Origin of the sequence: Pseudomonas sp. (assembly GCF_030147005.1) — a bacterium.
Lineage (GTDB): Bacteria > Pseudomonadota > Gammaproteobacteria > Pseudomonadales > Pseudomonadaceae > Aquipseudomonas.
In genome coordinates this window covers 1-15,903 of the sequence record NZ_JASLAW010000221.1, presented here as the reverse complement: position 1 = coordinate 15,903, position 15,903 = coordinate 1, and the positions used below count along the sequence as shown (strand labels likewise).

13 protein-coding genes and 3 pseudogenes are annotated in these 15,903 nt (G+C 61.2%); 8 read left to right on the top strand and 8 right to left on the bottom strand.

What is annotated here, in order from left to right; all coding sequences use genetic code 11:
• Positions 1 to 30 precede the first annotated feature (30 nt).
• Both Q1V60_RS20915 and Q1V60_RS20910 read right to left on the bottom strand, forming a co-directional pair.
• A complete protein-coding gene (locus Q1V60_RS20915) occupies positions 31 to 1,323 on the bottom strand; it encodes a sorbosone dehydrogenase family protein (protein WP_300634199.1) in 1,293 nt (430 codons plus the stop codon).
• Positions 1,320 to 1,742 carry a DUF2231 domain-containing protein gene (locus tag Q1V60_RS20910; RefSeq protein WP_300634197.1) on the bottom strand — a complete coding sequence of 141 codons (423 nt, stop codon included), beginning with the start codon at positions 1,740 to 1,742 and terminating at the stop codon, positions 1,320 to 1,322. Before Q1V60_RS20910 ends, Q1V60_RS20915 begins: the two co-directional genes overlap by 4 nt.
• Positions 1,743 to 1,960: 218 nt before the next feature.
• On the opposite strand from Q1V60_RS20910, the gene uvsE reads away from it, so the two are divergent.
• From uvsE to Q1V60_RS20890, 4 genes and pseudogenes are all read left to right on the top strand, one after another.
• Positions 1,961 to 2,989: a UV DNA damage repair endonuclease UvsE gene (uvsE, locus tag Q1V60_RS20905; RefSeq protein ID WP_300634194.1), complete on the top strand. Its 1,029-nt coding sequence runs from the start codon at positions 1,961 to 1,963 to the stop codon at positions 2,987 to 2,989.
• Between the two features lie 99 nt (positions 2,990 to 3,088).
• Positions 3,089 to 3,175, top strand: a pseudogene (locus Q1V60_RS24975) (ATP-binding protein); the annotation flags it as partial.
• A pseudogene (locus tag Q1V60_RS20895) lies at positions 3,172 to 3,956 on the top strand (nucleotidyltransferase domain-containing protein). The pseudogenes Q1V60_RS24975 and Q1V60_RS20895, both read left to right, overlap by 4 nt.
• 41 nt (positions 3,957 to 3,997) lie before the next feature.
• Positions 3,998 to 4,459 (top strand): NUDIX domain-containing protein, encoded by a 462-nt coding sequence (locus Q1V60_RS20890; protein ID WP_300634189.1) that lies wholly within the window; start codon positions 3,998 to 4,000, stop codon positions 4,457 to 4,459.
• A gap of 5 nt (positions 4,460 to 4,464) precedes the next feature.
• On the opposite strand, the gene Q1V60_RS20885 is transcribed toward Q1V60_RS20890, so the two are convergent.
• Both Q1V60_RS20885 and Q1V60_RS20880 read right to left on the bottom strand, forming a co-directional pair.
• On the bottom strand, positions 4,465 to 5,037 hold the full coding sequence (locus Q1V60_RS20885; protein ID WP_300634186.1) for a cysteine hydrolase family protein: 573 nt from the start codon (positions 5,035 to 5,037) through the stop codon (positions 4,465 to 4,467).
• A 92-nt stretch (positions 5,038 to 5,129) separates the two neighbouring features.
• Complete coding sequence (locus Q1V60_RS20880; protein ID WP_300634184.1) at positions 5,130 to 5,693, bottom strand: TetR/AcrR family transcriptional regulator; 564 nt, start codon at positions 5,691 to 5,693, stop codon at positions 5,130 to 5,132.
• Positions 5,694 to 5,832: 139 nt separating this feature from the next.
• On the opposite strand from Q1V60_RS20880, the gene Q1V60_RS20875 reads away from it, so the two are divergent.
• From Q1V60_RS20875 to Q1V60_RS20865, 3 genes are all read left to right on the top strand, one after another.
• Entirely contained in the window at positions 5,833 to 6,534 is a 702-nt protein-coding gene (locus Q1V60_RS20875) for a glutathione S-transferase (protein WP_300634182.1), read from the top strand.
• Positions 6,535 to 6,663: 129 nt separating this feature from the next.
• A complete protein-coding gene (locus Q1V60_RS20870) occupies positions 6,664 to 8,073 on the top strand; it encodes a hypothetical protein (RefSeq protein ID WP_300634181.1) in 1,410 nt (469 codons plus the stop codon).
• Positions 8,074 to 8,232: 159 nt separating this feature from the next.
• Entirely contained in the window at positions 8,233 to 10,431 is a 2,199-nt protein-coding gene (locus Q1V60_RS20865) for an OsmC domain/YcaO domain-containing protein (protein ID WP_300634178.1), read from the top strand.
• 165 nt (positions 10,432 to 10,596) lie between these two features.
• Here Q1V60_RS20865 and Q1V60_RS20860 read toward each other — a convergent pair whose 3' ends face one another.
• The 3 genes from Q1V60_RS20860 to Q1V60_RS20850 form a co-directional block, all read right to left on the bottom strand.
• The gene (locus tag Q1V60_RS20860; protein WP_300634176.1) at positions 10,597 to 11,763 is read right to left on the bottom strand and encodes a cystathionine gamma-synthase; all 1,167 of its coding nucleotides are present in this window, start codon (positions 11,761 to 11,763) and stop codon (positions 10,597 to 10,599) included.
• On the bottom strand, positions 11,760 to 13,136 hold the full coding sequence (locus Q1V60_RS20855; protein WP_300634173.1) for a cystathionine beta-synthase: 1,377 nt from the start codon (positions 13,134 to 13,136) through the stop codon (positions 11,760 to 11,762). Before Q1V60_RS20855 ends, Q1V60_RS20860 begins: the two co-directional genes overlap by 4 nt.
• 344 nt (positions 13,137 to 13,480) lie before the next feature.
• On the bottom strand, positions 13,481 to 14,665 hold the full coding sequence (locus Q1V60_RS20850) for an MFS transporter (protein ID WP_300634170.1): 1,185 nt from the start codon (positions 14,663 to 14,665) through the stop codon (positions 13,481 to 13,483).
• A 94-nt stretch (positions 14,666 to 14,759) separates the two neighbouring features.
• Between Q1V60_RS20850 and Q1V60_RS20845 the strand changes: the two genes are divergently transcribed.
• Positions 14,760 to 15,653, top strand: a complete 894-nt coding sequence (locus Q1V60_RS20845; protein ID WP_300634167.1) for a LysR family transcriptional regulator — start codon at positions 14,760 to 14,762, stop codon at positions 15,651 to 15,653.
• A 65-nt stretch (positions 15,654 to 15,718) separates the two neighbouring features.
• On the opposite strand, the pseudogene Q1V60_RS20840 reads toward Q1V60_RS20845, so the two are convergent.
• Positions 15,719 to 15,903 (bottom strand): annotated as a pseudogene (locus tag Q1V60_RS20840) (hypothetical protein); the annotation flags it as partial.

The window sequence follows — 15,903 nt, the reverse complement described above, 5'->3', positions numbered from 1 at the left end:
GAGCAGGTAAGCCGCTCCGGCAATGCCGGTTTACTGATTACGCGTTACCCGCCAGACCGTATTGGCCAAGTCGTCGGCGATGATCAGCGCCCCTTTCGGGTCCACTGTCACACCCACCGGGCGGCCACGTGTCTTGCCATCCTCCCCGCGAAAGCCCGTGGCGAAGTCCACAGGCTCGCCGGCCGGTTTGCCGTTGCTGAACGGTACGAAGATCACCTTGTAGCCCACCGGATTGTCGCGGTTCCAGCTGCCGTGTTCGCCAACGAATACGCCGTCGGCGAATTTTTCGCCCATGGCCGGGATGGAGAAATCCACACCCAGTGCCGCAACGTGTGAGCCCAGGCTGTAATCAGGCTTGATCGCCGCGGCCACCTTGGCCGGGTTTTGCGGTTGCGCGCGCGGGTCGACGTTCTGGCCCCAGTAGCTATAAGGCCAGCCGTAGAAGGCGCCTTCGCGCACCGAGCTGAGGTAATCCGGCACCAGGTCCGGGCCCAGTTCATCGCGCTCGTTGACCACCGTCCACAACTGCCCCGAACCCGGTTGGATGGTCAGCGCCGTGGGGTTGCGCAGGCCGGTTGCGTAAGGCTTGTGCGCACCGGTGGCAGCGTCGATCTGCCAGACCATCGCCCGGTCGATTTCCACTTCCATGCCGCGCTCGGTGATGTTGCTGTTGGAGCCGATCCCTACATAGAGCTGGCGCCCGTCCTCGCTCACCGCCAGGGCCTTGGTCCAGTGGTGATTGATCTGCGCCGGCAGGTCGGTGACCTTGGTCGGGGCGCCGCTGGCCTTGGTCTGGCCGTCGGCATAGTCGAAGCGCACCAGCGCGTCCTGGTTGGCCACGTACACTTTGCCATCGGCATAAGCCAGGCCGTAAGGCGCGTTGAGGTTTTCGGCGAACACGGTCTTGAGTTCGTAAGTGCCGTCACCATCGGCGTCGCGCAACAGCGTGATGCGGTTGCCGCTCTTGACCTTGGTATTGCCCTCGGCCTTGATCAGGCTGGCGATCACATCCTTGGGCTTGAGCTTGGCTGCACTGCCGCCACGGCCTTCGGCGACGAGGATGTCGCCGTTGGGCAGTACCAAAGTCTGGCGCGGAATGGCGAGGTCGGTGGCGATGGCAGTGATGCTGTAGCCCTCCGGCACTTTAGGTTTCTGATCGCCCCAGGCTGTAGGCTCGGCGATCTTCATGCTCGGCAGCAGGCTGCTTTGTTGTGCCGGTAACTTGGGGTCGGGGCCGTGGGCTTGAGTCTTGTCGCCTTCGCCGCCGCAGGCGCTCAACAACAACGCGGCGCCTAACAGGGTCAATGTGCTGGTCGTTTTCATTGGGCAGCTCCGGAGCGCAAGTTTGTCAGGCCGATCCACGTCGCCACCATCGCCAGCAAGGTGACGACCACCGACAGCACGAGACCGGTCGGCATCATGGCGTAGGCATCCTTGGCGTGCTGGAAGGCGTTGATCAGCCCCAACACCCAAGCGGCCAGCAATACAAGAAAGTAGACGGCGGGGCGCCCGGCCTTGCGTTCGGCGCGCAGCAGATTGACCAGGGCGAATAACAGGGCGAAACCACTGAACACCAACGCACCGGCGATCAGCCAGGACGCGAAGTTGGCCCATTGAATCTGGTAGGTCTGGCCGTAGGCAATATCACTGAGCATGGCGCCCAGGAACAGCGGCACGCTGCCGGCGAGCAATGTCGCATGCAGCGGACCTGGCGTGCAGCGATAGGCGGGAAGGGTAGTCATAAGTGGTGCGGCTCCTTATTGTTCGGCACGCTTGGGTGCAGGTGTACGATGGCTTTGTATAGGGCCTTGCATAGGAAAGGAGCGCGCTGTTTGTGAGAAAGTTCACCAAGGGTTCGTGTCGGGATGTTTTTCGACGCGGATTTGCCGAATGAACCCTTGGCCGCGTGATTCGCCTAAGCCTCTATAACCTCCACGATTGCTCATCACCAGGCGCTCCCATGACTCATCCTCGCATCGGCTTTGCGTGCCAGTACAAACATGCCGAACGACTGCCCTCCGCCAGCGCTCTGAAGTTGATCGAAGGCCCGTTCAACCCGCGCACCACCACGTTGCGCTGGATGGACAGCGTCGAGCCGCAGGTGGCACGCGATAAACTGGTGGAGGTGGTCACCCACAATCTCGCCGCCCAATTGCGCCTGCTGGCCTACGTCGCCGAACTGCCGCCGACTTTGCGCATGCTGCGCCTGAGCAGTGATCTGTTGCCGTTCTACAGCCACCCCAAGGTTGCCGCTTTCTATCAGGACCCTGCCATTGAGCGCCAGTTGCAGGATGGCTTTGCCGCCATCGGTGAGCTGGCGCGGGCGTCGGATATTCGTCTGTCGTTTCATCCCGGCCAGTACTGCGTGCTGGCCTCGGAAAACCCAGGTGTGGTGGAGAACAGCCTGGCCGAGTTCGAATACCACGCCGACATGATCCGCATGATGGGCTACGGCCGGCGCTTCCAGGACCTCAAGTGCAACGTGCATATCGCCGGGCGTTTGGGCGTGGCGGGTACCCGCGCGGTGTGGTCGCGCTTGTCCGAAGTGGCGCGCAACTGCATCACTTTTGAGAATGATGAGAAAACCTACGGCCTGGACCATTGCCTGCAAGTCGCCGACCTGGCGCCGGTGGTGTTGGACATTCACCATTGCTGGATCAACGAGGACGATTACATCGACCCGGACTCACCCCGCGTCGCCAGGGTGATCGACAGCTGGCGCGGCGTGCGGCCGACGATGCATTACTCCCAGCCCCAGGAAAGCCTGCAGGCCCTCGGGTTTGACGCCGAGCACAAACTGGAAATGCCGGCCTTGTTGAAGGTGGTCTCCAAGCGCGACCTCTACGCCCACAGCGCGCAAATGTGGAACCGCTGGACCAATGACTATGCGCTGCAGTTTCTGGATCGCTTCGACATCATGCTCGAAGCCAAGGACAAGAACGTCGCGGCACTGGCGTTCTATGCGTATTGGCAGAGCCGATCGGCCTGAACCATGGCATGCTTTGCGGCCCGACCAAGGAACTGTCCCATGGCTACCCTGCATCTGCTCTGCGGCAAGATTGCGCCCGGCAAATCCAACCCTTGCACCGCCACCGACGCTGAATCCCACTTGATCACCCGCCACATTTGCGTGCCGAGTGAGGAGGAGTGGGTGATCGAGGTGCATCGCCTGTGAGCGCTGAATGTCCTGTCGGTGTTGACGCCAATGGCTACGTCGTCACCATCGGCGCTGTGCCCGTGCAGCCTGAGTTCGAGCCGTTGCTGGCGGATGTACTGGCGACGCTTTCACAGCCCGCTTTCGGGCTGGATGGCATCTACCTGTATGGCAGCGTCGCACGGGGCGATGCCACTGCCGAAGCGTCCGACCTCGATCTCACCCTGGTACTGCGCGATTCACCTCAGGCGCCATTGCTTGAACAGCTGGAGCTGGCTCGGCTGGCGCTGGAGCAGCGGCATTCCTGTGTCACCAAAATCGATTTCGACATCGGCCACCGCGCCCAGGTATTGGCGCCGGAGAACCACAATCGCTGGGGTTTCTGGCTCAAGCATCATTGCCGATGCGTGTGGGGCGATGACCTTGGATTGCGCTTGGAGCCATTTCGGCCAAGCCGAGACATTGCCCTGGCGCTGAACGATGATTTTGCGGAGGTCTTGTCCAGCTATCGCGTGAATATCATGCGAGCCGCTGATACACCGCAGCGCCTGCGCTTGCAGCGCGAAGCTGCGCGCAAGTTGATCCGTTCCACGCACACGTTGCGTTCGCCCGAAGCTCTGATGTGGCCCCGCAGACGCTGGAGGAACATGTGGCGATGTTCACCCGGCGTTATCCAACCAGGGTCGCGCAGATCGCGTATTTCCTGTTTGAGGCCAGAAACCCGAGCGCTGAGCGCGAGGCGTTCCTGCTGCGTCTTGATGCATTTGTCGACTGGATGGTTTTGCAGCAGCAACAGCAATAAACCAATCACCTGGCAGTCATGATCAGAAAGGAATCAATCAAATGCGCGAGCGCAAGGCCGCACGCTTACTGGTGATAAGCCCCTCGAACGAGGTACTGCTTTTCAGGTTCGTTCATAAGGAAGGCGCTTTGGCGGGCCAAAACTATTGGGCCACGCCAGGCGGAGGCGTTGAAGCGGGCGAAACCTTCGAGGCTGCGGCGATTCGCGAGCTGCGCGAAGAAACTGGCGTCACGATCACTAGTGTTCAGCCTTCTGTCGCAGAGCGCACCTTCCCCTTGATGCTGCCGAGCGGTGAAACGGTGCAGGCCATTGAACGATATTTTGTCGTGCATGCGCCGAGTGAGGCGGTTTGCAATGCCGAATGGACTGAACAGGAAGCCCAGGTTATGGCCGATCATCACTGGTGGTCGGCTCAGGCACTTCGTTCAACCAACGACACGGTATGGCCGCAAGCGCTGGCCGAGATGCTGGTGGACGCCGGGGTTTTTCAAAGCGGATCGTGAGCGATCTACCCCTGCACACACGCTTGGGTCAGCAGCGCTTCGGTCTCGATCACCCGGGCATAGTCCATCGCCAGGTTACTCAACGACAACGCATGCACGTCTTGCGCCGGCCATAACCGCCCCGACAAATCCGTCTGGTCGAAGGTGAAGCAGGCGTCCGCGACTACGATCACGTCAAAGCCCAGGTTGCCCGCCGAGCGCGCCGTGGCCTCCACGGAATTATTGGTAATGACCCCGGCGATCACCAGTTGCCTGATCGAACGTGTGTGCAGCCAGCGCTCCAGGCCCGAGTGAGTGAACGCATCCGGAACGTTTTTTTCCACGACATGTTCATGGGCGAGGGGCTGCAGCGCGTCCTGGAATTCGCAGCCTGGCTGCCCTGGCCAGAACACCGAGCCTGGGAAACGGGAGATATGCCGTACATGAATAACCGGGCGTTGCGCCTGTCGCCATGCGTTAAGGAGCCGCTGCATATGCCGTTCAGCGTCTGGATTATTGCGCTTACCGAGAGCGGGGTCGCCCATGCCTTTTTGCATGTCGATGATCACCAACGCTGCACTCGTCGCTAACGGTTCCATGGGCTGTCCTATCGCGTATGAAACGCGAAACATAACAGCCGGGGCAGGGCGGCGAACAGTGATTTGCGCGTATGTGCCTGCGCCTTAATGGGTTAGACCGGGAGCAGCCCCGCATCCTGATAGCTCTCGACCAACTCATCATACAAACCGATATCCGCGCGCGTGCGAGCAATCAATTGCGCGCCGGCGATGGCGGTGTAAATCGCTCGGGCGCGGCGCTGGCACCTTTCCTCATCGCCCAGCTCAAGCTCAATAAGTCGTGCGGCCAGCCAAGCCACGTTGATATCGGCGAACGCGACGATCTGTTTTTTTACCGGCTCGGGCAAGTCCTGGTATTCGGCCGCCATAAAGCTGGACAGGCACAGCCGGTTGCCGTTTTCGAGTGAGGTTCGAAAAATGCTCGGGTAGCGTCGCAGGCATTCGCGCGGGTCGGGCGTTTCGCGGTGGATTGCTTCGAGCACGTGGGCGGTGTCTTCCCGATAGCGTTGGGCAACTGCCGCGCCGAGCTCGGCCTTGCTTGGGAAGTGGTAATAGATACTGGCGTTCTTGATCCCCACCGTTTCCCCAATGCTGCGAAAGTTGATTCCGCTGTAGCCGAAATGCTGCGCCGCGATTTTAGCGGCTTCCAGAATGGCTTCCCGGGCGTTTTCGCTCACGTATTGAGTCCTCGAGGGTTGGCGGTAGGGCGGATTCTACGCGCAAATGTTTTTACCTGCCAACTGACAGGTAGCGGTTGACAGCCCAGGATAAAGCTCGCAATCTTTACCTACCACTTGACAGGTAGGCGGCTTAATCATGACTTTGCAACAGACGCATTCCGAAGGCACCCAAAACCCCGTGTTGAAAATCTACGACTGGTATAACGGGCCTTACCCGGCGCGTGTTCGAATCGCCCTGGCAGAAAAAGGGCTGCTCGCACGCACCGAGTTCGTGTCCATCAACCTCTGGAAGGGCAAGCACAAACAGCCGGCCTTTCTCGCCCTGAATTATTCCGGAACCTTGCCTGTGCTGGAGTTGCAGGACGGTACCCTGATCGCTGAGTGCACGGCCATCACCCAATACCTGGACGTTTTGGACGGCGACCCGCTGCTCACCGGCAAAACGCCGACGGAGCAAGGCCTCATTCATATGATGACGCGGCGCGCGGAAATCGAATTGATGGATGCGGTCAGCGTTTACTTTCACCACGCAACACCGGGGCTGGGGCCTGAGGTCGAGCTTTACCAGAACGCTGAATGGGGCGAGCGCATGCGGGACAAGGCCGTAAGAGGCATGCGCCACTTCGACGCCATCCTCAAGCACCGGTCCTTTGTGGCGGGCGAGGCGTTTTCGATGGCCGACATTGCCTTATTGGGCGGCCTGATCTTCGCATCGTTGGTCAAGCTGCCCGTGCCCGAGGACTGTGAGGCGCTGCATGCCTGGCACGCCAGGATGAACGAGCGCGCCAGCGTGAAGGCCTGGCAAGCGATGGTGCAAGAAGGCGATCGGGAAAACTGAAAACCGGTACACGCGTAGGGTCCGCCAACGGCAGGCGGACCACTACGCGATCCATGGCAGTGATTTGTTCGATGCCTCCAGCATTTGCCTTTACACTGCGCGCCCCGACTTTAAGCAAGGATGCTTTGAATGCGTTCGCTCGTCAGCGCTGTATGCCTGTTCATGACCTTCTCGGCTGGCGCCCTGGCCGAGCCGCGTTCGTTTTCGGTCAACGATCCCAGCGGCCACTACCTGGTGGAAGTGCTGTTCCCCGACGCGCCTCAAGACCTGCAACAACTGGCGCCGGCACTCATTACCCTGCGCGACAAAACCTCCCTCGACATCCTCCAGCAGTTGCACACCCCGGCCGGCAATATGCCGCTGGATCAGAACGGCAAGACCGATCCCTATCGTTTAATGGGGCAGTACGGTTTGCTGTACTTCCTGGATATTGACGGCGATGGCCGCCAGGATGTGGCGATCCGCAATGGCAGCAGCGACGATGACGACAGTCAGTACCACTACGATGTCTACCTGCAGGAACCGCAGCAAACGCAATGGCGGCGCAACGGGCCGTTGTCGGAGCTGGCGAACGAAACCTTCGGCGGTATGTTTTCGGTCAACCCGAACGACGGCATCATCCATTCCCAATCCGACAGAGGTTGCTGCTGGACCCGTTCCAGTCGCTTGCACATGCGCGACGGCCAATTGGTGCGGCTCAGTGCCTACACCCAGGAGCAGGTCCCGCCTACGGAATTTGGCGAAAACTCCAGCATGCCCAGCGGCTATATGCTACGCACCACCGGTGAATGGAAAAACGGCCAGTGGCTGGAGACGCCGCGCCTCGAAGGCCCGGTCAACGAAGACCCGCAGTACCTCGTCGGCACCCTCGACGGCAAAATCCCTGTGCAGCTCTGGTATCAGCAGCAGGGTGCGGTCTTGATTGGCGAACTGCGTTATACCAAAAGTGGCAGCGGCAACCCGATCAAGCTGGTAGGCGACCAGGACGAATACGATGGAAAACCCTTTGTTTATCTGCATGAGTATGCCGATGACGGCCATCAAACCGGCATCTGGCGCATCACCCGGCAGACCGTCGCACCTTACCTTTACAGCGGCACCTGGGTCAGCGACGCCAAGGGCAACCCGCGCGAACTGGACATCGACTTGCGCTACGAGGACCGCGAACCGGAATACAAAAAACTCGGCGATGTACCCCGCGACCAGCGCAGCGGCCACTACCAGATGCGCGATGATTTCCTCGGCCGCGACGGTGACCTGGACCTGAACATCCTGCCCGAGCGCGATGCCCAGGGCCGGGAAATTGCCGAATTGAGCATCACCCTCAAGGACGCCGGCACCTCCAATGTGATCGTCACGGTGCAGCACCGCCTGCCGATGGAAACCGACAACCTGATCATCGTGCGCGAACCCCTGGCGCCCAAATCCAATGGGCCGTATCACATACAACTGGTGAAGAACTTTGCCGTGATCAATCACAACTCGGCGCCGGACGCGCAGGATTATCTGACGGGGATGTATCGCAGGCAGCCGCGCTGACGCTCGACAACGGGCGCACCTGGTCGGCGGCTCGGGCCCCGCCGGCCTGCCCGTATAGCGCTACCGATCAGCAGCCCACACGCAAAACCCTGAGACTTCCCGGCGAAAATCTTCATAATGACGGCCATTTTGTTTAGCTCGTTATTCTGGTGTGCCCGCATGGAAATTAAGGTCAACTTTCTCGACAACCTCCGGCTTGAAGCCAAGTTCGATGACTTCACGGTGATTGCCGACCAGCCGATTCGCTACAAGGGCGACGGTTCGGCGCCGGGGCCATTCGATTACTTCCTGGCTTCGTCGGCGTTGTGCGCGGCGTACTTTGTGAAGTTGTACTGCGCCACGCGCAATATTCCCACCGAGAATATTCGCCTGTCGCAGAACAACATCGTCGACCCGGAGAACCGCTACAACCAGATCTTCAAGATTCAGGTCGAGCTGCCGGCGGACATCTCGGACAAGGACCGCCAGGGCATCCTGCGCTCCATCGACCGCTGCACCGTGAAGAAAGTGGTGCAGGCCGGCCCCGAGTTTGTGATCGAGCAAGTGGACAACCTCGACGCCGACGCTCAGGCGTTATTGATGCCCAACTCGACCTCGGAGGCGGGCACTTACATCGCCGGCAAGGACCTGCCGCTGGAGCAGACCATCGCCAATATGTCGGCGATTCTCGCGGGCCTGGGCATGAAGATCGAGATCGCCTCGTGGCGCAATATCGTGCCGAACGTCTGGTCGCTGCATATCCGCGACGCCCATTCGCCGATGTGCTTTACCAACGGCAAGGGCGCGACCAAGGAAGGCGCGCTGGCGTCGGCGTTGGGCGAATTTATCGAACGGCTCAACTGCAACTTCTTTTACAACGACCAGTTCTGGGGCGAGGAGCTGGCCAATGCGCCCTTCGTGCATTACCCGGATGAACGCTGGTTTCAGCCGGGCCCGGACGACGCGTTGCCGAGTGAAATCCTCGACGCCTACTGCCTGAAGATTTACAACCGCGACGGCGAGCTGCGCGGTTCGCACCTGTTCGACACCAACTCCGGTAACGAAGCGCGCGGCATTGTCTCGCTGCCGTTTGTGCGCCAGTCCGATGGTGAAGTGGTGTATTTCCCCTCTAACCTGATCGAAAACCTCTACCTGAGCAACGGCATGAGTGCCGGCAATACCTTGGCTGAAGCTCAGGTGCAGTGCCTGTCGGAGATTTTCGAGCGGGCGGTGAAGCGCGAAATCATCGAAGGTGAATTTGCGCTGCCGGATGTACCGGCTGAGGTCTTGGCCAAATACCCCGCCATCCTGGCAGGCATCGAAGGCCTGGAAGCCCAGGGCTTCCCGGTGTTGGTCAAGGATGCGTCCCTGGGGGGTGAATTCCCGGTGATGTGCGTGACCCTGATGAACCCGCGCACCGGCGGTGTATTCGCCTCGTTCGGCGCGCACCCAAGCCTTGAAGTGGCACTGGAGCGCAGCCTCACCGAACTGCTGCAAGGCCGCAGTTTCGAAGGGTTGAACGACCTGCCGCAGCCGACCTTCGAAGGCCAGGCGGTCACCGAGCCGAACAATTTCGTCGAGCACTTTATCGACTCCAGCGGTGTGGTGTCGTGGCGCTTCTTCAGTGCCCGGTCGGATTATGAATTCGTCGAATGGGATTTCTCCGGCCAGGGCGAAGACTCCAACGCCGAGGAGGCTGCGACGCTGTTCGGCATTCTGCAGGGCATGGGCAAAGAGTCGTACATGGCGGTTTACGAACACCTGGGCGCCACCGCCTGCCGCATCCTGGTGCCGGACTACTCGGAAATCTACCCGGTGGACGACCTGATCTGGGACAACACCAACAAGGCGCTGTTTTTCCGCGAAGACATCCTCAACCTGCACCGCCTCGATGAAGCGCAGTTGCAAGCGTTGGTCGAGCGCCTGATAGAAAGTGAACTGGACGACTACACCGACATCACCACGTTGATCGGCATTGAATTCGACGACAACACCGTTTGGGGCCAACTGACCATTCTGGAGTTGAAGCTGCTGATCTTCCTCGCCCTGCAGCAGCATGAAGAAGCCAAGGAATGCGTGGAGATGTTCCTGCAGTACAACGACAACACCGTCGAGCGTGGGCTGTTCTACCAGGCGGTAAACGCGGTGCTGGAAATGCAGCTGGACGACGACCTGGAACTGGCCGACTACGAAGCCAACTTCCGCCGTATGTTTGGTAATGAGCGCATGGATGCGGTGATCGGCTCGGTCGACGGCAGCGTGCGCTTTTACGGGCTAACGCCGACCAGCATGAAGCTGGAAGGCTTGGACCGGCATTTGCGCTTGATCGACAGCTACAAGAAGCTGCATGCGGCGCGGGCCAACGTAACCCGCGTCTGACACTGAAACCCTCCGTAGGAGCGAGCTTGCTCGCGAAAAACTCACAGGCGCCGCGTTCATCCAGGAAGCGCCCATTATCGTTGAGGTTTTTCGCGAGCAAGCTCGCTCCTACACAAAGCTTGACTGCAAACCCCTTCCACATTTGGGGCCTCGGTGATGGGCGATTTATATATGGGCCAAAGCCTGGGCTAAATCCGCGCGCAAATCCTCCACATCCTCAACCCCCACCGACAACCGCACCAACCCATCGCCAATCCCCAACTGCGCTCGCGTCGCCGCCGGGATGCTCGCGTGGGTCATGATCGCCGGATGTTCGATCAGGCTCTCCACGCCGCCCAGGCTCTCGGCCAGGGCGAAGATTTTTACGTTTTCCAGAAAGCGCGTGGCGCCCGCCAGGTCGCTGTTAAGGTCCACTGAAATCATCCCGCCGAAGCCGCGCATCTGCCGCTTGGCCAGTTCGTGCTGTGGGTGAGATTTCAGGCCAGGGTAATAAACCCGCGACACCTGCGGTTGCTGTTCCAGCCAGGTCGCCAGTTCCAGCGCGTTGCGGCAATGGCGCTCCATGCGCAGGGCCAGGGTTTTCACTCCGCGCAGGGTCAGGAACGCATCGAAGGGCCCGGCGATGGCGCCCACCGAGTTTTGCAGGAAGCCCAGGCGCTCAGCCAATTCAGGGTTGTCGCCAACGATGGCGATGCCGCCGATCACATCCGAGTGGCCGTTGAGGTACTTGGTGGTGGAGTGCACCACGATGTCGCAACCCAGCTCCAACGGGCGCTGGATCCACGGGCTGGCGAAAGTATTGTCGGCAACGCACAGGATGCCGCGGGCGCGGCAGAGGCGGGCGATGGCGCTGAGGTCGGTCAGGCTCAGCAGGGGGTTGCTGGGCGTTTCGACCCAGACCATGCGCGTGTCGTCCCGCAGCGACGCCTCAAATGCCGATACATCACTCAGGTCTACATAGCTGAATGTGTGCCCGGCGCTGCGCTGACGCACCTTGTCGAACAGGCGGAAGGTGCCCCCATACAAGTCATTACCGGAAACGATGTGGGCACCGGCATCGAGCAGCTCAAGCACCGTCGAAATCGCCGCCAGCCCAGAGGCAAACGCGAAGGCCTGAGTGCCGCCTTCAAGGTCGGCCACGCAACGTTCCAGGGCGAAGCGCGTGGGGTTGTGGGAGCGGCCGTAGTCGAAGCCTTTGTGCACGCCAGGGCTGTCTTGCAGGTAGGTGGAGTTGGCATAGATCGGCGGCATCAGCGCGCCCGTGGTCGGATCGGGGGATTGCCCGGCATGGATCACACGGGTGGCAAATGCGCTTTTATCGGGCTGGCTCATGCAAGGGATCTCCGTAGGTGGTTGAGCAGGTCGACGCGGGTGATCAGGCCATGGAAGCCCGAGGCGTCGGCAATGATGGCGACCAGGCCGCGATCCAGCTCCGCCTGCAGTTCGGCCAGGCTGGCGCTGGGGGCCAGGGTGTGCGGTGTGCGGGTCATGGCGCTGGCTACGCTCATGGAAAAATGCGTGGCGTCCTGGTGCAGGCCCAGCAGCAGGTCGGACTCATCGATAACGCCCGCCAGTTGCGTGCCATCCACCAGCACCGGCAGTTGCGAAACGTCCGCCAGGCGCATGCGCTGGAAGGCGGTGAGCAGGGTGTCGTCGGGGCTTACGCTGATCACCCGGCCATCTTCGAAGCGGCGGGCGATCAAGTCGCGCAGGTCGCCGTAGTGCTTGTATTGCAACAGGCCGGCGTCGTTCATCCATTGGTCGTTGTAGACCTTGGACAGGTAGCGCGTGCCGGTGTCGCACACAAAGGTGACCACGCGCTTGGGCTCGGTTTGCTCACGGCAATAACGCAGCGCGGCGGCGAGCAGGGTGCCGGTGGACGAGCCACCGAGAATGCCTTCGGCCTTGAGCAGCTGGCGAGCATGGTCGAAGCTCTCTTCATCGCTGATGGAGTAAGCGTGGCGCACGCTGGACAGGTCCGCAATCGACGGAATGAAATCCTCGCCGATGCCTTCTACCGCCCAGGAGCCGGGTGTTTGCAACTGGCCGCTGCGGCTGTACTCGGCCATCACCGAACCCACAGGATCGGCCAGTACCATGGCCAGTTCGGGCTGCACGCGTTTGAAGAAACGGGTCAAGCCGGTGAGGGTGCCGGCCGAGCCGACGCCCACCACAATCGCATCGACATCGTGCTGGGTCTGCGCCCAGATCTCCGGCGCGGTGCTGGTTTCATGGGCTAGAGGATTGGCCGGGTTGTTGAACTGGTCGGCGAAGAACGAGCCCGGAATGTCTTTGGCCAGACGCGCGGCCACGTCCTGGTAATACTCGGGGTGGCCCTTGCCCACATCGGAGCGCGTGATGTGCACCTCGGCGCCCATGGCCTTGAGGTGCAGTACTTTTTCCGTGGACATCTTGTCCGGCACCACCAGCACCACGCGGTAGCCTTTGGCCCGGCCGACCAGCGCCAGGCCGAGCCCGGTATTGCCGGCGGTGGCCTCGATAATGGTGCCACCGGGGCGCAGACGGCCGTCGCGCTCGGCGGCGTCGATCATCGCCAGGCCGATACGGTCCTTGATCGAACCACCGGGGTTTTGCGACTCAAGCTTGAGAAACAGCGTGCAAGGGCCGGTATCGAAGCGGCTGACTTTGACCAGCGGCGTGTTACCGATCAGTTCAAGTACGGCGGGGCGGGATAGGGTGGGCATGTCGTCACCTGGTTACGGGATGGGCGCAGAGCGGGGGGACAGCAAATCAGAGCATGGCTTGAAACATAGGCCGGTATCGCCCGGGTCGCAACCGAGCGGTCCGTTGCATGACATTTTTTGGCGCATGGCTGATGGGAGAAGAGGGGGTTGCTCGAGATCGAATGTGGGCGTTGGCGAGCCTTGGCGAGGCTACGATGGCGGCGGCACTGCTGGAATAGGTATTGCGCCACCCAACGCCCTCGCGGCCTCGCTAAAGCTCGAGCGCTCCCACGTCAGTCCCGCGCAATGGCAGTTTCGATGGCACCAATGTCAATTCTGGTCATGGTCATTACTGGCGTCGGCGTTCAGGCTTTCACGGCTTCCCGGCAGGCGCGAGCACCCACACGCCGCGAACGCCAGCTCAACCACAGCACCATTACCAAACCCAGTCCTGCCATCAACGCGCCTGCCAGGGAAATGGCCGGGTAGCCCAGCCCGGCGTTGATCACCGCGCCACCCAGTGCCGCCCCAATCGCATTGCCGAAATTGAACGCGCCGATGTTCATCGCGCAGGCCAGGTTAGGCGCATCCCTGGCGGCTTCCATCACACGCATTTGCAACGGCGGCACCAAGGCAAAACTGGCGGCGCCCCACAGCAGAATCGACAGCGCGGCAGGAAGCGGCCATTGCATAAGTACCGAGAAAGCCAGCAGCACGGCAATCAACACCACCAGCGAGGTGATGAGCGTGCGGTCCACTGAACGGTCCGCTGACTTGCCGCCCCACACATTGCCGAGGGTCAGGCCGATACCGAACAGCACGAGCATCCCGGTGATGAAGTTAGTCGACGCGTGGGTGACATCCCGCAAAATCGGCGCGATATAAGTGAACACCGTGAACATCGCACTGGAGCCCACGACCGTCAGCGCCAACGCCGCCAGCACCGGTCCGCGCCCCAGCACGCGAATTTCCGCCATCAGCCCGCCACCTTTGGGCGCGGGAGCATTGGGCAATGCCCACCACAGTGCGGCCATGACCGCCGCACCCAATCCACTGATGCCCCAGAACGCCGTGCGCCAACCAAAATTCTCGCCAAACCAGGTGGCCAGCGGCACACCCCCAATGGTTGCCAGGGTCAGCCCCATGAACATCGCCGCGACAGCTCCCGCGCGCTTTTCGGGCGCCACCAGGCTCGCGGCCACAATCGAGCCAATCCCAAAGAAAGCCCCGTGATTCAGCGACGTCACCAGCCTGGCGATCATCAAGGTCTGATAGCTGGTGGCCAACGCGGAGAGCAAGTTACCCAAGGTGAAAATCGCCATCAGCCCGACCAGCAGATAACGGCGCGGAACCCTGGCCGTGGCGAGCGTCATGATCGGCGCGCCGATCAGCACGCCCATGGCATAGGCACTCACCAACAGCCCGGCGGCGGGAATGGATACGCCAAGATCGGCGGCAATACCGGGCAGCATGCCCATGGGTGCAAACTCTGTGACCCCGATGCCAAAGGCACCGATGGACAACGCTACAAGGGGTGGATTGATACGCATGGTTGACTCCTCATCTGTGTGTCAAATGCTACAATTCCGCCTTTTCAAGCAGTAGCCCTCGGTTGGGAACTACAGCTTTGCGCAGGAGGCACAAATGGACATCGGTGGCCGCTCCGGAGAGATGGAAGTGTTCGCCATGGTCGCCGAGCACGGCAGCCTGTCCGGCGCGGCGCGAGCCCTGGGGCTGACGCCATCGTCCGTCAGCCGCATCATCACCCGCACCGAGCGGCGCATCGGCACCCGGCTACTGCTGCGCACCACCCGCGCCATCACCTTCACCGCCGAAGGCGAAGCCTACCTGCGCGGCGCCCGACGCATCCTGGCGGACATGGCCGAAGTCGAAGACGCCATCACCGACCAGGGCGCCCCACGCGGACGCCTGCGAGTCAGCGCCGCACTGGCCCATGGCCGCATGACCATCGTCCCACTGATCGCCGCCTTCAGCGCCCGCTATCCCGCCATCGTCGTCGACCTGATGCTCGGCGATGAGGTCGTGGACATCCTCGGCGGTCAGGCGGACGTCGCCATCCGCTTCGGCCCACTCGCCGACAGCCCCCTGACCGCCCGCCACATCGGCTCCACCGGCCAAGTCATCGTCGCCTCACCCGATTACCTGGCGCGCCACGGTACCCCGGTTACACCGCAGGATTTACTCAACCACAACTGCCTGCGCTTCAACTTCCGCCGGGCCGCGCCTGATTGGCCGTTTCGGGCAGAGGGGCGTGAGTTTTCATTGAAAGTGGCGGGGACGATTGAGGGGAATAGTGGCGAGGCATTGGCGCAGTTGGCGAAGCTGGGCGCCGGGATTGCGCGGGTAGGGGCGTTCAGCGTGGCGCAGGATCTTGAACGCGGGGACCTGGTGGCATTGCTTGAGGCTTATAACCCAGGGGATGTGGAGCCGATTCATGCGGTGTTTGTGGGGGGAGGGGCGATGCCTGCGCGGGTGAGGGCGTTTGTGGATTTTTTGGTGGAGCGGCATGGGGTTTGATCGGGTGTGTGTGGGGCTGTGGGGAGGAGGATGTTTGACTGGCGGAGTTCGGCCAGAAGTAGACTTCAGATATCTACCAAGCGATATAGCGCTTGAGCGTGGGATGTCGCTAGCCCTGTACGCTGCAAATTTCGGCGACTTTGCGAGCTGGGAAGCGCGGTTGCGGCGATCACAAGACTGCCGTGTTTTTTTGCTTGCTCGGGAGTATCAGTTTTTTTGTGTTCGGGCTGGTTAGGGCCTGCCGTCAGGC

What these genes read in the sequence shown, in the direction of transcription:
- Q1V60_RS20910 (WP_300634197.1), bottom strand. Translation starts at nt 1,742, where the DNA reads ATGACTACCCTTCCCGCCTATCGCTGCACGCCAGGTCCGCTGCATGCG.
- Q1V60_RS20845 (WP_300634167.1), top strand. Translation starts at nt 14,760, where the DNA reads ATGGACATCGGTGGCCGCTCCGGAGAGATGGAAGTGTTCGCCATGGTC.
- Q1V60_RS20850 (WP_300634170.1), bottom strand. Translation starts at nt 14,665, where the DNA reads ATGCGTATCAATCCACCCCTTGTAGCGTTGTCCATCGGTGCCTTTGGC.
- uvsE (WP_300634194.1), top strand. Translation starts at nt 1,961, where the DNA reads ATGACTCATCCTCGCATCGGCTTTGCGTGCCAGTACAAACATGCCGAA.
- Q1V60_RS20860 (WP_300634176.1), bottom strand. Translation starts at nt 11,763, where the DNA reads ATGAGCCAGCCCGATAAAAGCGCATTTGCCACCCGTGTGATCCATGCC.
- Q1V60_RS20890 (WP_300634189.1), top strand. Translation starts at nt 3,998, where the DNA reads ATGCGCGAGCGCAAGGCCGCACGCTTACTGGTGATAAGCCCCTCGAAC.
- Q1V60_RS20865 (WP_300634178.1), top strand. Translation starts at nt 8,233, where the DNA reads ATGGAAATTAAGGTCAACTTTCTCGACAACCTCCGGCTTGAAGCCAAG.
- Q1V60_RS20885 (WP_300634186.1), bottom strand. Translation starts at nt 5,037, where the DNA reads ATGGAACCGTTAGCGACGAGTGCAGCGTTGGTGATCATCGACATGCAA.
- Q1V60_RS20870 (WP_300634181.1), top strand. Translation starts at nt 6,664, where the DNA reads ATGCGTTCGCTCGTCAGCGCTGTATGCCTGTTCATGACCTTCTCGGCT.
- Q1V60_RS20855 (WP_300634173.1), bottom strand. Translation starts at nt 13,136, where the DNA reads ATGCCCACCCTATCCCGCCCCGCCGTACTTGAACTGATCGGTAACACG.
- Q1V60_RS20915 (WP_300634199.1), bottom strand. Translation starts at nt 1,323, where the DNA reads ATGAAAACGACCAGCACATTGACCCTGTTAGGCGCCGCGTTGTTGTTG.
- Q1V60_RS20875 (WP_300634182.1), top strand. Translation starts at nt 5,833, where the DNA reads ATGACTTTGCAACAGACGCATTCCGAAGGCACCCAAAACCCCGTGTTG.